The 16,510-nt window shown below is 69.8% G+C and carries 21 protein-coding genes; all 21 read right to left on the bottom strand.

Annotated features, from left to right (window positions below):
• Positions 1–14 precede the first annotated feature (14 nt).
• The gene (locus OU416_RS24935; protein ID WP_270929439.1) at positions 15–722 is read right to left on the bottom strand and encodes a flagellar basal body-associated FliL family protein; all 708 of its coding nucleotides are present in this window, start codon (positions 720–722) and stop codon (positions 15–17) included.
• Positions 723–783: 61 nt separating this feature from the next.
• Positions 784–1,500, bottom strand: a complete 717-nt coding sequence (locus OU416_RS24930) for a hypothetical protein (RefSeq protein WP_270929438.1) — start codon at positions 1,498–1,500, stop codon at positions 784–786.
• Between the two features lie 96 nt (positions 1,501–1,596).
• The gene (locus tag OU416_RS24925) at positions 1,597–2,031 is read right to left on the bottom strand and encodes a hypothetical protein (protein ID WP_270929437.1); all 435 of its coding nucleotides are present in this window, start codon (positions 2,029–2,031) and stop codon (positions 1,597–1,599) included.
• A complete protein-coding gene (locus OU416_RS24920; RefSeq protein ID WP_270929436.1) occupies positions 2,028–5,033 on the bottom strand; it encodes a hypothetical protein in 3,006 nt (1,001 codons plus the stop codon). Before OU416_RS24920 ends, OU416_RS24925 begins: the two co-directional genes overlap by 4 nt.
• Positions 5,033–5,338 (bottom strand): type VII secretion target, encoded by a 306-nt coding sequence (locus OU416_RS24915; protein ID WP_270929435.1) that lies wholly within the window; start codon positions 5,336–5,338, stop codon positions 5,033–5,035. The genes OU416_RS24920 and OU416_RS24915 overlap by 1 nt, the downstream gene beginning before the upstream one ends.
• 337 nt (positions 5,339–5,675) lie before the next feature.
• Positions 5,676–5,912 (bottom strand): hypothetical protein, encoded by a 237-nt coding sequence (locus OU416_RS24910; RefSeq protein ID WP_270929434.1) that lies wholly within the window; start codon positions 5,910–5,912, stop codon positions 5,676–5,678.
• A gap of 52 nt (positions 5,913–5,964) precedes the next feature.
• Positions 5,965–6,204 (bottom strand): hypothetical protein, encoded by a 240-nt coding sequence (locus OU416_RS24905; RefSeq protein WP_270929433.1) that lies wholly within the window; start codon positions 6,202–6,204, stop codon positions 5,965–5,967.
• Between the two features lie 20 nt (positions 6,205–6,224).
• Positions 6,225–6,389 (bottom strand): hypothetical protein, encoded by a 165-nt coding sequence (locus OU416_RS24900; RefSeq protein WP_270929432.1) that lies wholly within the window; start codon positions 6,387–6,389, stop codon positions 6,225–6,227.
• 148 nt (positions 6,390–6,537) lie between these two features.
• On the bottom strand, positions 6,538–6,672 hold the full coding sequence (locus OU416_RS24895; protein WP_270929431.1) for a hypothetical protein: 135 nt from the start codon (positions 6,670–6,672) through the stop codon (positions 6,538–6,540).
• 7 nt (positions 6,673–6,679) lie between these two features.
• A complete protein-coding gene (locus OU416_RS24890) occupies positions 6,680–6,838 on the bottom strand; it encodes a hypothetical protein (protein WP_177247585.1) in 159 nt (52 codons plus the stop codon).
• A 52-nt stretch (positions 6,839–6,890) separates the two neighbouring features.
• A complete protein-coding gene (gene glmM, locus OU416_RS24885) occupies positions 6,891–8,225 on the bottom strand; it encodes a phosphoglucosamine mutase (protein ID WP_270929430.1) in 1,335 nt (444 codons plus the stop codon).
• Positions 8,226–8,675: 450 nt separating this feature from the next.
• A complete protein-coding gene (gene rpsI, locus OU416_RS24880; RefSeq protein WP_372907265.1) occupies positions 8,676–9,176 on the bottom strand; it encodes a 30S ribosomal protein S9 in 501 nt (166 codons plus the stop codon).
• A gap of 26 nt (positions 9,177–9,202) precedes the next feature.
• Positions 9,203–9,649 carry a 50S ribosomal protein L13 gene (gene rplM / locus OU416_RS24875; RefSeq protein WP_093155151.1) on the bottom strand — a complete coding sequence of 149 codons (447 nt, stop codon included), beginning with the start codon at positions 9,647–9,649 and terminating at the stop codon, positions 9,203–9,205.
• A 355-nt stretch (positions 9,650–10,004) separates the two neighbouring features.
• A complete protein-coding gene (locus tag OU416_RS24870) occupies positions 10,005–10,295 on the bottom strand; it encodes a WXG100 family type VII secretion target (RefSeq protein WP_270929429.1) in 291 nt (96 codons plus the stop codon).
• Between the two features lie 55 nt (positions 10,296–10,350).
• Entirely contained in the window at positions 10,351–10,662 is a 312-nt protein-coding gene (locus tag OU416_RS24865) for a WXG100 family type VII secretion target (RefSeq protein WP_270929428.1), read from the bottom strand.
• A gap of 138 nt (positions 10,663–10,800) precedes the next feature.
• A complete protein-coding gene (locus OU416_RS24860) occupies positions 10,801–11,232 on the bottom strand; it encodes a hypothetical protein (RefSeq protein ID WP_270929427.1) in 432 nt (143 codons plus the stop codon).
• An 18-nt stretch (positions 11,233–11,250) separates the two neighbouring features.
• Entirely contained in the window at positions 11,251–13,038 is a 1,788-nt protein-coding gene (locus tag OU416_RS24855; RefSeq protein WP_270929426.1) for a type VII secretion-associated protein, read from the bottom strand.
• A gap of 186 nt (positions 13,039–13,224) precedes the next feature.
• A complete protein-coding gene (locus tag OU416_RS24850; protein WP_270929425.1) occupies positions 13,225–14,046 on the bottom strand; it encodes an ESX secretion-associated protein EspG in 822 nt (273 codons plus the stop codon).
• A 12-nt stretch (positions 14,047–14,058) separates the two neighbouring features.
• The gene (locus tag OU416_RS24845; RefSeq protein WP_270929424.1) at positions 14,059–15,441 is read right to left on the bottom strand and encodes a hypothetical protein; all 1,383 of its coding nucleotides are present in this window, start codon (positions 15,439–15,441) and stop codon (positions 14,059–14,061) included.
• A 22-nt stretch (positions 15,442–15,463) separates the two neighbouring features.
• Positions 15,464–16,027, bottom strand: a complete 564-nt coding sequence (locus tag OU416_RS24840) for a DUF3558 family protein (RefSeq protein ID WP_270929423.1) — start codon at positions 16,025–16,027, stop codon at positions 15,464–15,466.
• The gene (locus tag OU416_RS24835; protein ID WP_270929422.1) at positions 16,020–16,430 is read right to left on the bottom strand and encodes a hypothetical protein; all 411 of its coding nucleotides are present in this window, start codon (positions 16,428–16,430) and stop codon (positions 16,020–16,022) included. The genes OU416_RS24840 and OU416_RS24835 overlap by 8 nt, the downstream gene beginning before the upstream one ends.
• Positions 16,431–16,510: the final 80 nt, after the last annotated feature.

Raw genomic sequence — 16,510 nt, 5'->3', positions numbered from 1 at the left:
CACCGCAGCGCGGCTCAGAGCCCCGCGGCGAATTCCTCGGCCGCGGTCTTGGCAGCGCGTTCGGCGTCGGGGGCCGGCAGGCGCTGGTCCTCGAACCAGTAGGTCTTGTCGTAGCCGTCGTAGCCGACCGAGACCGTCGTGGTGCCCTTGCGGAAGAACACCGTGGCCGCCTTCACCTCGGTCCCGGTGGCCATGAACGCCTCGTCCCACGGGCCTTCCAGGTCGTCGGTCACGCGCGAAGCGCGCTTGCCGTCGGTCTGCCGGTAGTTCTCGAAGGTCTCCTCGGCTTCGGCCTTGGCGTCGGAGGGATCTTCCGCCACCGAAGTGGAAACCGTGATGTCCAGGTAGCGCTCGTTGGTGCCGTCCTGGCCCTTGGTCGCCCGCCACGTGCAGGTCGCCGAACCGGTCTCCTCGTCGGAGTAGCCGTGGATCAGGTTCGTGGTGTGCAGCTTCCGCAGGGTGTCCGCGCTGACGAGGTCGCACGGCGCGATCACCGGCTGCCCGGACGGTTCTTCCCCAGCGGGTTCGGTGACGATGCCGTGCCGCCAGTAGAAGTAGACACCGGCGATCCCGCCGACCACGAGCAGCGCGACGAGGCCGAGGATCAGGAACGTGATGCACCCGGCTCGGCTCTTCTTCTTCGGAACTGGTTGCCACGGCTGGGCTTGCTGCGGAGCTTGCGGGTGCTGCGGACCCCACTGCCCGGGTTGTTGCGGTTGCACCACCGGATCGTAGACGTCCGATGTGGCCGGTGGCGATGGCCGGGCGCGCGACCATCGCCACTCACAGCCCGGAAACGATCTCCCCGGCCACGTCCAGCACCGCCTTCTCCCCTTCGGCCGACGACATCTGGGTGCTGTCGCCGAGGAAGTTCCGGTTCCAGCCGCTGTACCCGACGGTCACGATCTTCTGCCCCTCGCGGAAGTTCAGCTCGCCCGGCGAGTCCGCGCCCCGGGAGACGAGGAAGGCCTCGTCGCCGATCCCGGAGATCTCCCGGATCGCACCCGAGGAATTCTCCTGATATGTCTGGAAAGTGTCCTTCGCGTCGCCGCCGTCGACCTTCGAGAGGTCGCGGACGTCGATCCGCAGCGTCCGCTGGTTGTTGCCGTCCTGCCCGCGCGTCGGACCCCAGCCGCAGGTGGAGCGCCCGCCGGACGGGTCCTCGCCGATGATGATCGGTTCGGGGTTGGTGACGTGCAGGCGCTTCAGCGTCGCGCCGCCGACCAGGTCGCAGTCCTCGGGCAGCGCGGCGTTCGTCGGTGGGTCCCCGGCCGGTTTCGTGTAGTTCAGGTACGCCACCACGAGGAACCCACCGGCGCCGAGCAGGACCAGCGCGCCGAGGCAGATCCCCACGATCAGCCCGATGCGCTTCCCGCGCTTCTTCTGCGGCGGCTGCGGATATCCCTGCGGCGCTTGCGGATACGGCTGCTGGATCGGCTGCTGCTGGGGGTACTGGCCGCCAGGCGGAGGCCCCCAGGAGCCCGGCTGCTGAGGATGCACGCGCAGGAGGCTACGCGAAGCGACCGGGCGCAACCGGCGATTCCACCAAGCCGCACGGGAAGAGGCCGGCCCCGGAGCGGGACCGGCCTCGTCTCGTCACCTCAACCAGTTCTGGTTCTCGTAGTCGTCGTCATCGTCGAAGGCGGGCTGGCGACGCGCCCGCGGCGACGGGGCCGGTGGAGCGGGCGGAGGCGGCGGAGGCGGCGCCGGGCGGGCCGAAACCGGTTGCTGCGGCGGCTCTTCCTCGTAGTCGTCCTCGCCGCCGAAGCCGATCACGTTGTCGTCCTGCTGCGGCTTGTTCGACCAGTCGTTGCGCGGTTTGCCCGCCTGCTCCCGCTCCTTCTCGGCCCGTTCCACGAGCTCCTGCTTGCGGGCGGCGGCCGCCTCCTTGATCTCCTCGCCCTTCTTGGCCGAGGCCGCTTCCGCCGCGCGGACCGCGTCCACGTTGTCCGCGATCCCGTAGCGGTGCCGCGCGGTCAGGGTCGCGATCTCGTCCGCGACCCGCTGGTTGACCACAACCACCTGACTCACCTCTCCCGGTCTTCGCCGAGCACCGACCGGAACGCCACGTTCGACTTGTCCAGGCCGTCATCGAAGAGCTGGCCCTGGGTGCGCCACGGGCTGGAGTTGGAGCGCTCCTGCTCGCCGCCCTGCTGGGCGCCTTGAGCACCGCCCATGCCGCCCATCATCCCGCCCATCATGCCGCCGCCGGCGCTGCCACCGCCGCCGCCGACCGCGGCGCTCGGGTTCTGGCCGCCCTGCTGCTGCGGCGGGCCGGCCGCCGGGTCGGGGCCGAACGAGGACAGGCCGGTGGAGCCCTGCGCGGCGCCGCTGGTGGAGCTGGAGGAGTCGCCGAACGAGGACATCCCGGTCGCACCGGCGGGCTGCGAAGCGGCCGAATCACCGCCGAACAGCTGCCCGGAGCTGCTGCCGAAGGAGTTCTGCACGCCCTCGCCCATCGGGCTGAACGTGCTGGCGCCCGCGGCCTGCGGCGTGGTGGACGCGGGCACGTCCGGCCCACCGTCGGAGTTGAACGCGGGCATCGTGGTGAAGCCGCCCGCCGAGCCGCCGCCGATGTCGGCGGACCCGCCGCCGGGCGCGGGACCGAAGCTGCCGCCCGGAACCGCGCCGACGCCGAGGTCCGGAGCCGGAGCGGGACCGCCGACGAAGCCGGGAGCCGGGGCCGGGCTGCCGATGAAGTCGGGAGCCGGGGCCGGGCTGCCGATGAAGTCGGGAGCCGGGCCCGGGGTCGGCCCACCCACGACGTCCGGAGCACCGATGAAGTCCGGCGCGGGAGCCGGGGCCGGACCGCCCACGACGTCCGGTCCCTGGCCGCCGATGAAGTCCGGCGCCGGGCCCGGAGTCGGCCCGCCGACGATGTCGGGTGCCGGGGCCGGGCCCGCCTGGCCCGGAACGCCGGGGCCGTTGTCCGGCGCGGGCATCGTGGACACGTCGGGGACGCCCGGCATGCCCGGGGTGTTCTTGGCGAACTCGATCGTCTGGTTCAGCGGCGGCTTGCCGTCGCCGTTGTCCACGTTGACCTTGATCTCGCCGTCGGGCGTGCGCTCGAAGGTGAGCGTGCGGCCGCCCTCCTCGATGACGGCCTTGCCGTCCGGGCCGACCTGCACCTGCTCCGGGCCCTGGCCGCCACTGCCGGTCGCGCTGCCGGCACCGCCGCCGGGGCCCTGCGGCACGCCGGGGCCACCGGGCTGCCCGGCGCCGCCCTCGCCGCCGAAGTCGACCTCGTAGGTCTTCGGCTGGCCGTCCGGGCCCATCAGCTCGACCTGCATCTTGCCGTCTTCGCCGGGCTTGTGGACGGTGACCGCGTCGTCGCCCTCGCCGAGGGTCACCTTCTCGCCGTCGCCGCCGGCTCCGCCCTGGCCGGGCATCTCCGGCATCTCCGGGGTTTCCGGCATCTCGGGGGCTTCCGGCATCTCCGGAGCGCCACCGCCACCCGGCGCACCACCGCCGCCACCGGGCGTGCCGCCACCACCGCCGCCGGGGGTGCCACCACCGCCGCCACCGGTACCACCGCCGCCACCACCGGTGCCGCCGCCACCGCCGCCACCGCCGGTGTCGCCGTTGCCGCCCTGGTCGGAGCCCTGCCCCTCCATGGCCTTGAACGGGTCATCGCTGATCGGAGCGCCGTTGATCATCTGGTCGTAGCTCTGCTGCACGGCGTCCTGCGTGCTCTTGCTCTGGTCCTTGAAGGAGCTGTTCTTCTGCTCCATCTCCGGCTTGAACGCCTCGTCGAGCCACTTCTTGGCGTCATCGATCAGGCCCTGGCGGATCTCCTTGGCGGCGTCCTGCCCGCCGACGAACTGGCCGATCAGCCCGCCGATGGGCCCACCGCAGATGAACCCGATGGCGGAGCCCTTCACCGTCGACCAGATGCCGGAGAAGATGTCGTCGATGCCGACGTCGGCGAGGTCGCTGGGCTGGATGTCGCCGCGCGCCTTGCGGATCTCGTCCTTGGTCTCCTCCGGCGTCTTGTCCGCGCACTTCAGGTTCTCGCCGAGCTCCAGCACGAACTTGGCGTAGTCGCGGACGACGTTCTGGATGCCGTCGACGGCGGGCGTGATGGCACCGGCGAACTTCTCGGCCTCGCTGGCGACCGTGCCGCCTGCGGAGCTGAAGTTGCCGACCTTCGCCGAGGCGGCCTCCGAGGCCTCGCCCTGCCAGGTCTGCTTGGCGGTGTTGAACGCCTGCCCCATCGAGCTGCTCTGGTCCTGCAGCTTCCCGGACACGCCGCCGAGCATCTCGGCGTCCTGCCGGAACGCGCCGAAGTCGATTTCGCGGAGCTGGTCGTACTCCTTGACGATCTCGCCCTTGAAGTCCGGGCCGCCGCCGGTCCAGTCCTTGAACAGCGGCAGGAACTTCTCGAAGAAGTCCAGCCCGACCTTGCCGTGGTCGAGCAGCTCGTCGGAGGTGCCGACCGGGCCACCGCTCTCCAGGGCCTTCTTGCCGTCCTCGACCGCGCCCTTGCGCTTCTCGGCTTCCTCGATCTTCTTCTGCAGCTCGGAGAAGCCACCGCCGGTGACCTCCTCGAAGATGGCGCTGCCGATCGGGTTGACGACCTTCATGGCGCCGTCGGCGATGCTGCCCGCGTTGTCGACGAGCCAGCTGGCGCCGTCGTCGATCTTGTCGTCGAGCCACTTCGCGCCCTCGCCGACGGCCTTGGCACCGTCGACGATGCCCTCGCCGACAGCGGAAACCCCGTCGACGATGCCTTCGCCAACAGCGGAAACGCCATCGACGATGCCCTCACCGACAGCCGAGACGCCGTCCACGACGCCTTCACCGACGGCCTTCGCGCCGTCGACGGCCCGGTCGCCGACCCACTCGACGCCGTCGCCGACCGCCTGGGCGCCGTCCACGACCCGGCCGCCGACCCACTCAGCGCCGTCGCCGACAGCCTCGACGCCATCGGACACCGTCTCGCCGACGGCCGACACGCCGTCGGACACCGTCTCGCCGACAGCCGACACGCCGTCGTCGAGCGCCTTGCCCACAGTCTCGAACGGACCCGCCATCAGACCTGGACCTTCCCGACCTCGTTGGCACCCGTCTCATCGCTGGAGGTGTACTCCGCGGCCGACGCCGTGAAGTCCTCGGACAGCTTGGTGCCGTGGGTGGCGAAGGACTCGATGTTCTTCCCCAGCTTTTCCAGCGCTTGCTTGTAGGCCTGGCCCGCTTCCTGGAACTTGCGGCCCGCCTTCTCCGGCGTCGCCTTCGCCTCGCTGACCGTTTTGGCCTGCCCCTTGATCTCCTCGGAGCTGTCGGAGAAGGCGGACGCCGCCTTCCCGATATCGCTGCCCGAGGTTGCCGTCCCGCTCATCAGCGCCCCCTTCAACGGCCCAGACGTCCCAACCGTGGGACGTCGTGATTCGCTCACCGGTTCCCCATCTTGACAGGTCCAGTGGCGCGAAAGACCGAAAACCGGGGAGGTGCTTGCATCCGCGAAGGGAGCAGCATCACCGCTGGTGCGGGGGGCTGGACTGCGACCGCTGCCCCTTCCGCTTCCGGCGACCGGACGTGATCACGACCGTCGCGACCACAACCCCGATGACCAGCAGAAAGAGAACCGGCGCAACGATGATCACGAATTCCCATCCACCTGGCACGGACCGGATGGTGCCAGGCGGTTCAGCCCCGCGTCCGCGGAACGCCGAAGATCACTGCGGCGGCTGGCCGTAGCCCTGCTGGGGCGGGTACGGCTGCTGCGGCGGGTACTGCTGCTGGAACTGCTGCGGGTAGGCCTGCTGCTGCGGGTGGCCGGGCTGAGCCGGGTGGCCGAACTGCTGCGGCGGCTGCACCGGCCGCTTCGAGCCCTTCGCCGCGACGATGATCACCACGACCACCACGCCGACGACCAGCAGCACGCCCAGGACGAGAAGCAGCATCAGAAGCATGCGCAAGATGATGCCAGCCGGGAAGTCCGCGAATCGCGCAGAGCTCCGAAGGTCACTGCGGCGGGTACGGCGGCTGGCCGTAGCCCTGCTGCGGCGGCTGCTGCGGGAACCCCTGCTGCGGCGGGTACGGCTGCTGGAACTGCTGCTGCGGCGGCTGCTGGAATCCCGGCTGCGGCGGCTGCTGGACGTTCAGGCCGCGGAGCTTCACCTTCACCACGACGAAGGCCGCGAGCCCGCCCGCGACCGCGCCGAGGAGCGCCACGACCAGGACCCCCATCCAGAAGTAGCCCACGACTTCCTCCTCAGAGACGTTCACTGCTGGTAGGGGTTTCCGCCGAAGCCCTGCGGCGGGTGCGGCGGCATCGCCTGCGGCTGCGGTTGCGCGGCGATCTTCCTGGTCATCAGGAATGCCACACCGGTACCGGCACCGGCGCCGACCGCCATGGACAGGAGTGCGGGGACGATCCACTCGACCACCGAAGCCTCCCCTCGTCGAGTTCGAGCACCGAACCTATCGGAGAGCGGCCTCGCGGTGTCCCGCTCTCGGCGTACTGGATCGATCCGATTCCGCGCGCGCGAAACCGCCCCGCGCACCGGGGACGGTGGCGGGGCGGATTCGCAGTGGTCAGTGGCCTGCGCCGGGCAGGAGGTTGTGCAGCCCGCCCTGGGCCAGCACGACGGCCAGCAGGCCCGCTACGAGCATGCCCAGCAGCGGGATAATCAGCACCATCAGCAGATCGCCGAAGAACTGCCCTCGCATGGCCGGGTCAGCTCCGGTTCCGCCGGTTCACGAACCAGGACCTGCCCTCGTGCGCGGCGTTCACGGCCTTGAGGCCGGCTACCGCGAGTGCGGAGAAGATCACGAGAGCGGCGACGAGCCCGACAGCGACGAGCCCGACGATCATGGCGACAACGATGGCACCCATGTGAGCATGGTCTCACAAAAGCCTCGATGACGAGAGATCTACATCACAAAGTTCACCGGATCGAGGCAACGATTTCGGCCAAACGCTCAGCAGCCGCTTGCGCGCTCTGCTCCGTTTGGGCCTCCACCATCACCCGCACCAGCTGCTCGGTGCCGGACTGGCGCAGCAGGACGCGGCCGGACTCGCCCAGCTCGGCCTCGGTCTGCGCTACCGCCGCGGCCACCTCGGGCGCCGCCACGGCCGCTGCCTTGTCGGCGACGCGGACGTTGATCAGCACCTGCGGCAGCCGCCGCATCACCTTGGCCAGGGACGACAGCGCGGTGCCGGTGGCCGCCACGCGGCCCATCAGGCGCAGCGCGGTGAGCAGGCCGTCGCCGGTGGTGGCGTGCGCGGGCAGCACCACGTGGCCCGACTGCTCGCCGCCGAGGGCGAAGCCGCCGGAGCGCAACTCCTCCAGGACGTACCGGTCGCCGACCGCCGTGGTGCGCAGGGACACGCCGTGCTCGCGCATCGCCAGGTGCAGGCCGAGGTTGCTCATGACCGTCGCGACCAGCGTGTTCTCGGTGAGCTCGCCGGCCTCGTGCATGGCCACCGCGAGGACGGCCATGATCTGGTCGCCGTCCACCACCGCGCCGGCGGCGTCCACCGCCAGGCAGCGGTCGGCGTCACCGTCGTGCGCCACGCCCAGGTCCGCGCCGTGCTCGACCACCGCGGCCTGCAGCACGTCGAGGTGGGTCGAGCCGACGCCGTCGTTGATGTTGAGGCCGTCCGGCTCGGCGTTGATCGCCACCACGTCCGCGCCCGCGCGGCGGTAGGCCTCCGGCGCCGCGGTCGAGGCCGCGCCGTTCGCGCAGTCCACCACGACCTTCAGCCCGTTCAGCGGCTGCGGGGCGGCTTCGAGCAGGTGGTCGACGTAGCGCTGCACCGCGTCGGGCACGTCGCGGACCCGGCCGACGTGGACGCCGGTCGGGCGCTCGACCTGCTCGGCGAGGCGCGCCTCGATCTCGTCCTCCACCACGTCCGGCAGCTTCTGCCCGCCTGCCGCGAAGAGCTTGATCCCGTTGTCGGGCATCGGGTTGTGCGAGGCGGAGATCATCACGCCGAGGTCGGCGCCGAGCTCGGCCACCAGGTGCGCCACCGCCGGGGTGGGCAGCACGCCGACCCGCAGCACGTCGGCACCGGCCGAGGTCAGGCCCGCGGTGACGGCCGCCTCCAGCATCTCGCCGCTGGCCCGCGGGTCGCGGCCGACCAGCGCCACGCGGCGTTTCGAATCGTCCCGGTCGTAGAGCACCCTGGCCGCCGCAGCGGCCACCGACATCGCCAGTTCCGGGGTCAGGTCGGCGTTGGCCAGTCCACGCACCCCGTCGGTGCCGAACAACCGAGACATCAGCAGCAAGTCCTCCTCGTACATCGGCGTGGCCGCGAGCCCAAGCCGGGGACCGTCAACACGTTCAGGTGAGCAGGTTCACGAAAGCGGAACTCTCCACGAGAGTCACCGCAGGTTTCCTCGAACATATTCATCTTGGTGGCAACCGCAGCCGCGACACCCAACCGGGGCACACCACAGGAGGTGTCGCATGCGCCGCCAGGCGCATAACCCACCCTCGCAACCCGCACCGCCGCGGGTTCTCAGGCGTCGTCTGGCGAGGACAGCCCGTTCGCCGTGTATTGGACATACATAAGAACGGGATTCCGCAGACCAGGCGGCGCCTGAGGTTCCGCTACCCGCACCGCTACGCAAAACGAGCCTGGAATCTCACACCCCGCAAATACGACTGCGGGAGCAGCCGCGTCCGGTGTGGACTCGACTGCTCCCGCAAATCGTGTGAGGTTCGCGTCAGCGCTTGCTGAACTGCGGCGCCTTACGGGCCTTCTTGAGGCCGTACTTCTTGCGCTCCTTCTCCCGCGCGTCGCGGGTGAGCATGCCGGCCTTCTTCAGCGCCGGGCGGTCGTCGCCGTCGTAGGCGACCAGCGCACGGGCGATCGCCATGCGCAGCGCACCGGCCTGACCGGACGGGCCGCCACCGCGCAGGGTGGCCAGCACGTCGAAGTTCTCCAGGCGCTCGACGGTCACCAGCGGTTCCTTGACGATCTGCTGGTGGACCTTGTTCGGGAAGTACTGCTCAAGGGTCTTGCCGTTGAGCTTGAAGCCGCCGTTGCCCGGCACCAGCCGGACGCGGACCACGGCCTCCTTGCGGCGACCGACGGTCTGCACGGGGCGACCGGTCGGCACCGGCAGCGGAGCCGGGGCGGCTTCCTCGGCCTCGGCCTCGACCTCGACCTCGGTCTCGACGACCTCCGCGGTTTCCTCCGCAGCGGTCTCCTCCGGGGCGTTCACTGCCTCTTCCTGCTGAAGTTCGTCAGTCACTTCTGGACCTTCGCCTTAATCTCGAACGGCTGCGGGTTCTGGGCCTGGTGCGGGTGCTCCGAGCCGGCGTAGACCTTGAGCTTCTTGCCCATGGCGCGGCCGAGCTTGTTCTTCGGGAGCATGCCCTTGATCGCCTTTTCCAACAGCCGCTCGGGGTGCTTCTCCAGCACCTCACCGAAGGACTGCTTGCGCAGACCACCGGGGTAGCCGCTGTGCCGGTAGTGGAACGCCTGGTCCCGCTTGTTCCCGGTGAGGGCAACCTTCTCCGCATTGATGACGACGACGAAGTCGCCGGTGTCCACGTGCGGTGCGTAGGTCGGCTTGTGCTTGCCGCGCAGCAGCGTCGCGGCCTGAGTTGCCAACCGGCCGAGCACAACATCCTCGGCGTCGATCACGTGCCAGGCGCGGGTCACCTCGCCGGGCTTCGGGCTGTACGTGCGCACGGGTCTACCTCGTCGTCGTTCGCGTCGGAATCGTCAGTGCGGAGCCCGTCTCGATCACGTCGGTCGGTCCCTTGTCGGGGAACCGGCACGTCCGTCAGCACCGGCGCCGGGACCGTGATCCGCAGATCCGATCCTCTTGCGCGAGCTGCAGCCGCGCACCGCACAACAAAGAATGAGGGTACTTGGTGGCTTCTGGCCCGGTCAAAACGGGTCCTCGGTAGCGGGGGACGAGGATGCTGACCTGGCAGATCGCCGACTACAGGATAGCAATGCCCGGATCCCGCCTCGGCAGGGCCCGGGCACAGCACGCGGCCCCGGCGGATCGCCGGGGCCGCGGAACGCTCAGCGCGTGAACTCAGCCACCGAAGCGGCCGGCGTTCTTCTTCTCACCGGCCTGGAAGGCCTCGTTGGCGGCGCCAACGGCCATGCCCATCTTGGCGGCGGTCTCCTGCATCTTGGCGGCTTCCTGGTCCCACTCGCGCTGCGCGGTGTGGTAGGACTCCTGCGCCTCGCCCTCCCAGGTGGCGATCAGCTTCTGGATCTTGCTCTCCAGGTCGTCCAGCTCGCCCTGGATCTTCTGGGCAGCCTGCTGCAGGTCGTCGGAAGCCTGCTGCAGCTCCGCGAAGTTGACGTTAATCTCGCTCATTGCGTTATCCCCTCAAATGCCTCTGAAGAATGTGGAGTGTGCGTCTGCGGAAGCGTCAGCCGTCGAGCAGGCTGGTGATCTTGGAGATCTCCTGGGCCTGGTCCTCCTGGGTCTGCGCGTAGTCCTGACCCGAGGACTGCACGTTCTGGCCCAGCTCGTCGAGCTTCTGGATGATCTTCTTGCCGCTCGCCTCGTACTGCTCCATCAGCTTGCGGAAGACGTCCGCAGCCGCGCCCTTCCAGTTCGCGACCGGGCCCTCGAGCTGGCCCTGCAGCTGCTGGAGCGCCTGCTCGACAGCGTTGCGAGCCTCGTCGATGTCAACGGACGCCTGCTGGATCGCCTCGACGTCTGCACCAATTCCAGCCATCTCTGGATGACCCCCTTCAAACTCGTCAGCAAGTTCGGATGAACCTACGACGCAGACATTGCCACGATCGGTTCCACGTTGTCCTGGATTTCCGGGGAACCCGTTGCTGATGTAAACGCCGCGCGCGGAACCCGCAGGTCATCGCATGATTTGCGCTTGTGAAAAGTCGAGATCGCTACCGTCGGACGGCGTTTGCTCTTGCGATTTCCCGGTCTTCGGCGTCTTCTCGTCGGCAACGGCGGTCTCTTCGGCGGGAATCGGTCCGGTCAGCTCCGGCACTTCCAGGCCCATCCGGTTGCGGTGCGCCAATGCCTCAGCGCGCTGCTCGCCGTCACCGGTCCGCCCGGCGCGCTCGGCGAGTTCTTCGGTGTCCCGCCGGAAATCGGCGGTGCGGCGGTGCGCATCGGCGCGGGCGCGCTGCCCGCGGCCCACCGCGGCGGCGAGCTCGGTGCGGAATTTGCGGACGGATTCTGCTGCTGCGTCCATGTCAAAGCGCCTTCCCCGCCCGGCTTTGCGCGAGCGAATTCCTTTTGCGCGCCGGAGCTGGAAAGCGAGCGGCGTGATCGACACCGCGATTTGCGCTTCTGCTCAGCCGACCGCCAGCGTTCGGACGACCTGCTCGCACGCGCTGCGCACGTCGTCCCGGCCCGCCGGGCTGTACTTGCAGCCGACGCTCATCTTGTACTGCCCGCGGTAGAGCGTGAACCACTCGACGGTCGTCTCCGGCAGGTTTTCCTGGTAGTACACCACTGTCTGGCCGCCGAAACTGGCAGATGCGTCGAATTTGGCGAACGGCTTGCCCTGCGCGACGGACTGCTCGTACTCGGTGCGCAGCATCTGCACCGCGCGGGCCCGCTCGGTGTCGGTGTCGAAGCCGAGGCGGCCTTCCTCGACCGCGATCATCGAGCCCTGCACGCCGTCCGCGGGCTGGAGCAGCGTCTGGAACTTCGACGCGTCGCCGCCCGCCTGCTCCCAGTCCCCGGGGTAGCTGAACGCGTAGTCGTAGGCGGTCACCTGCTGCGCGGCGACCGCGTCCGTCCCGTTGCTGGTGAGCAGCAGGGCGACGACGGCGCCGACGGCGAGCACCGCGACGGCACCAGCGCCGATCAGCCACGGCAGCTTGTTCTTGGCGCCGCGCTGCGGCTTGGCCACCGGCAGCGTGGTGTCGCTGCCGCCGATCACGACCGTGCGGGCGCGGCTGAGCGAGTCGCTCGTGGTGACGACACCGGGCGCCGCGGAGTGCACGGGCATCGAGCGGACGGTCGTCGTCCCGGCCCAGGCGCCTGCGGGCGCCAGGCCTCCGGTGCGCTCCGGGTCGAGCCGCACCGCGCGCAGCGCACCTCGCGCGACGACGGTCTCCGGCTGGTCCAATGTGGTCGGCACGACGCCGGTTCGCTCGTGGATCAGCCGCGATACCAACGGGATTCGGCTCGATCCGCCGACGAGGAACACCCCGGCCAGCTGCTGGCGCTGCACCTGGCCCTCGCGCAGCGTGGTGAGCAGCAGGTCGGCGGCCTTGCCCAGCGGGGCGGCGATCAGGGATTCGAGGTCGACGCGGGTGACGTGCGCGTCGGAGAACGGCGGCGGCATCGGCACGTCGGTGTAGGTGTGCCGGGACAGCGTCTCCTTCGCACCGCGCACGTCCTGGCGGACCACCCGGCGGCGCCGCCGGTCGGCCATCTCGCGGCCCTCGACGAGCTTGGCCCAGGCCTCGGGATCGGCGCCGGAGACGAGGTGGCCGATGTGCTCCAGCAGCGCCTGGTCGATGTCCGCGCCGCCGAAGTTCGGCTCGCCGCGGGTGGCCAGCACCTGGAAGGACGCGCCCTGCTTGCGCACCACGCTGGCGTCCACGGTGCCGCCGCCGAGGTCGAGCACGGCGAGCGCGCCGCCGTCGGGCAGGCCGTGGCCCGCGGAGTGGAAGACCGCGGCGGCGACCGGCTCCGGCACGAGCACGATCTCCTTGCCGAGACCGGTTGCGGCCTGGCGCAGTTCGCCGGTGCGCACCGATCCCCAGTCCGCCGGGTGGGTCAGGACCAGCAGGTCCACGGCGGCACCACCGGCGAAGCGGCGGGCTTCGTTCACCGCGCGCTGGAGCACCGAGCGGATCACCTCGCCGACCTTGAGCACGGTGCTGCCCAGCAGCAGCTCGCCCTCGTCGATGCGGCGCTTCGGGTGCGGCTCGAAGCGGGCGGGGTCGACCGCCGCCTGGCGCTCGGCCTCGTGACCGACGAACAGCGTGCCGTCGGCCGCGGCGAACACCGCGGACGGGACCAGCGGCTGGCCGTCGATGACCACGACCTGTGGTTCAGCGCCGCCGACCGAGACCACCGTGCATGTGCTCGACGTGCCGAAGTCGATCGAGACGTGCAGGGACACCCAGAACTCCTTCACCGTCGCCGGAGCACCGCCCCGGCGACGTCGTCGTCCGACCGCCGATCGCTCGGCGCGCCGACTCCCCCAGATCACCCTAGAGGTTAAGGGTGCGAACGCACCAACAGTGCGCCACCGGATGCGACGCGGCCGCCCCGGAATCTACCGGACATTCCGGACGAGGTGCAGGTGTCAGGCCGCGGTGCGGACCTCCGCGACGCGGTTCTCCAGCGCCTTGCCCAGGTCCGGCGGCGCGAGCGGGGCCAGCACCAGCTCGGCCCCGACGCCGGGCCGCTGCTGCTGGGTCATGCCGTAGCGGCCGTCGGGCTCGCGCGCGTCGAACCACTTGAGCACCTGGGAGCGGCGCATCCGGCCGTTGCGGTCCCGCATGTTCACGGTGAACTGCCCGTCCCGGAGGTGCTGCTCGGCGAGGAGGGAGCGCAGCGCATCGGCAGCCGACTGATTGCGCCTGACCGGCGCTGCCGACTGCATCATGTCCACCTCGTCGAAGCTCTCGTCCGACGCGGCTTTCTGCTCCGCGAGCTCGGCGCACGGAACGGCCAGGCGCGGGCGCTTCCCGGGCGGAGCCGGCGGCATGCCCTGCAGCGCCGCCGCGACCAGCGAAGTCCGCGGGTGCACGGAGATGCGCAGGTCACCGCCGTAGCTCTGGGACTCGCCGGAGTCCTGCACCAGCAGCAGCGCACCTTCCTCGCTGGCCACCGACATCAGCCGCACCGGCGAATCGGTGGTGTCGTCGGGCAGCCAGAGCCCTTCGATCCACAGCCCCGGCTTGGCCAGCTGCGCGAGCACCTGACCGAAACGCGGCGCGAGACCGGTTCCGGCGATCAGCCCCGCCGCCTGCATCTCGGGCAGCGCCCGCTGGCGCAGCACGGCCCGCTCCTCCAGCGTCGCGCCGTGCGAGCGCACCGCGATCGGGAACGGGTACTCGTCGAAACGCCCGATCTCCCAGCAGAAGTCGAACCACAGCGGTGGCAGCAGCCAACGCTCGGACACGCTTTACCCCCGTCAGTTGCCCCAGTCGCCGAAGACCGGCGGAGCGGTCCTCGGCATGTCGTCCAGCCAGATGTCGTCCTGCTCTTCGAGCCAGCTCGGCCGGTCGTGCTCCTGGTCCTCGCTGCCCTGCCCGCGCTGACCGGCACCGGCGCCCATCCCGCCACCGGCACCACCACGCGCACCAGCGCCGCCCGCGGCAGCGCCACCGAAGCCGGCACCGGCTCCGGCACCGAGACCGCCCATGCCCGCACGGCCTCCTGCGCCCATGCCGGGACCACCGGCACCGGCACGACCGCCAGCACCCATGCCACCGGCACCGCCGGGCCCACGGCCGCCCGGGCTGCCGAGGCCACCGGGCCCGCGACCACCAGGGCCGCCAGGCCCGCCACCGGGCGGCATCGCGCCGAGGAAACCGCCGCCACCACCGGGCGGAGTGCTACCGGGCGGCGGAACGTTCAGCCCCGGCCCGGGGAGGTTCGGCTGCCCGGCCCACTGCGAGCTGCTCTGCGCCGGAGGCGTGTAGCCACCACCCGGCAGGCCACCGCCGCCGGGAATGCTGCCGCCACCCGGAACGCTGCCACCGCCGGGAACGCTCCCGGTGGGCTGCCCGGAAATCCCGGACGGCGTGGAGGAAATCGCCTGCTGGTTGCTCCGCCCCTGATCCGGCGGCGGAGGAGGGTTCAGCGGATCGACCGGCGGAGGGAACGTCGGAGTGCTGGAGTCGACCGACTCGTAACCGGAGGCGTAGACGTTCTGCACGAGCTGACGGGCCTGCTGCGTGGCCTCCCGCTGCTCCATCATCTGCTGAGCGCCATCGACCAGGCCGCCACCGGGCATGATGGCGGTCCGAAACCCGTTCCGGAGCCCGTCGAACTCCTTCGGAGGTTCCAGGGTGGCCTTCGTCTGCCCAGCAGCGTTCCCGGCTTCCTGGATCTTCAGCCCGGTACCGCGAACGGCATCGCCGAACTGCTGTCCCCACTCTTGGAGCGGCTTGGCAGCGCTGAGGCTGGCCTCCGCTGCCTCACCTTGCAGCTCATCACCAGCAGCCTTGCGGGTCTCCGGCTCCAGATCAGCGAAGATCTCGGCGAGCTCCTCGCCGAGTTTCACCCAGTCCTGACCGTTGGTGTTGATGTCCCCAGGCATCAACGACTGCCCGAGCTGGTTGTACAGCCGGGCGTGATCCCAGTCGTTCCAGTTGTCGCGCTGGGCGATCGAGGCCGGGTCCGTGCCCTGAATGTTCAGACCCTGCTGCTGCTCGGCCAGCTGCTGCCCGCGCTTCTGGCTGGCAGCAGTCGCGGCCTCCGAGATGAGACGTCGCTGCTCCTCAGCCCGCGTCTCACCTATCCCCGTGACTCTGGAGAAGCCATCTCCAACAGCCCCGAAAACGTCAACCATGCCGTTCCCCCTCGGCTAACCCCTACTGCGGAAGCTTCTTCTCGACGACCTGCGCGATCTCGGTCGCCTGGGCACAGGTCTCTTCGTCGCTGCCAGGAATCGTGTTGGAGCTATAGGTGACATCGACGATCACGGATCCGCTGCCGAGGTACATCATCTGGCGGCAGACGCCCTGTCCCTTACCGCTCAGCGCGATACCGGTGAAGCCCTTGTGCGATCCAACCTGGTTCGGCGTGAACACGTCGAAGCTGTTCTTCCGCTGTTCCCAGTAGGCTTCGTCCGAGTCCATGCCCTTCAACACGCCGAACATGAACTTCTCGCCCTGGTAGTCACAGCCCTCCTCCTTCGAGGAGCCACTGGCGGGTTCACCATTCGGGTCTCCACCGAACGAACGGATCTCCTCCGGCGTGAGAGCCGTGCACGGATCAAAGCTCGCCAATGGGTTCGAACCGGACCCATCGGACGTGGGCTCTCCCTGCCCACCACCGCCCGGGGTTCCACACCCGGCGAGCATGACACCAGCGATCGCCAACGCGGATACGGCTGCGATTCGTGTTTTACGCATACCCACCATCAGATCAGACACTCCGCCTCACGTTGTGAGCGCTCTCGTCGTCGGCGTTCGTCATCTCACGTGCCGAATCACGGAACGCTTGCGCCATGTTGCGCAAGATCTCCTCCGTCTTACGAAGGATCGGGAGCAGCCCGGCATCCGGCGCACTCTCCGGCCCGGTCACCTTCTCGTTGAACTTCCGCTCAAGATCCCTGCCGATGAAGCAGTCGCCGTAAATGCCGTTGACGATCAACCGCTGCGCATCGCTGGTCTTTCGCCGAAGGTCATCGGCCTTGTCGTCGTAGATCTTGGCCACGCGCTCGGCGGCGTCCGGCGTCATCCTGACCTTGCCGCTGTCGACTGCAGCGCGCAGGCCTGCGGCCTGTCCTGCGAGCGCGCTGGCGCCGGCGGCGAAGCCTTCCATCCCCGTCGTCACGGAGTCCCCTCCCCGTTCGTGATCAGTGCACGTCACACGCTGGTGTGATCACGACAGCAGAGAGTACAAGAGGCCCACCC

This window comes from Saccharopolyspora indica, assembly GCF_027853965.1.
Taxonomy (GTDB): Bacteria; Actinomycetota; Actinomycetes; order Mycobacteriales; family Pseudonocardiaceae; genus Saccharopolyspora; species Saccharopolyspora indica.
The sequence above is the reverse complement of the archived record's forward strand: the minus strand, read 5'-3'. Positions and strand labels throughout refer to the sequence as shown.

Excerpts from the sequence above, each read along its gene's own strand:
- OU416_RS24920 (WP_270929436.1), bottom strand. The coding sequence starts at position 5,033 with ATGGCGGGTCCGTTCGAGACTGTGGGCAAGGCGCTCGACGACGGCGTG.
- OU416_RS24915 (WP_270929435.1), bottom strand. The coding sequence starts at position 5,338 with ATGAGCGGGACGGCAACCTCGGGCAGCGATATCGGGAAGGCGGCGTCC.
- OU416_RS24910 (WP_270929434.1), bottom strand. The coding sequence starts at position 5,912 with ATGCTTCTGATGCTGCTTCTCGTCCTGGGCGTGCTGCTGGTCGTCGGC.
- OU416_RS24895 (WP_270929431.1), bottom strand. The coding sequence starts at position 6,672 with ATGCGAGGGCAGTTCTTCGGCGATCTGCTGATGGTGCTGATTATCCCG.
- OU416_RS24890 (WP_177247585.1), bottom strand. The coding sequence starts at position 6,838 with ATGGGTGCCATCGTTGTCGCCATGATCGTCGGGCTCGTCGCTGTCGGG.
- glmM (WP_270929430.1), bottom strand. The coding sequence starts at position 8,225 with ATGTCTCGGTTGTTCGGCACCGACGGGGTGCGTGGACTGGCCAACGCC.
- OU416_RS24870 (WP_270929429.1), bottom strand. The coding sequence starts at position 10,295 with ATGAGCGAGATTAACGTCAACTTCGCGGAGCTGCAGCAGGCTTCCGAC.
- OU416_RS24865 (WP_270929428.1), bottom strand. The coding sequence starts at position 10,662 with ATGGCTGGAATTGGTGCAGACGTCGAGGCGATCCAGCAGGCGTCCGTT.
- OU416_RS24845 (WP_270929424.1), bottom strand. The coding sequence starts at position 15,441 with ATGGTTGACGTTTTCGGGGCTGTTGGAGATGGCTTCTCCAGAGTCACG.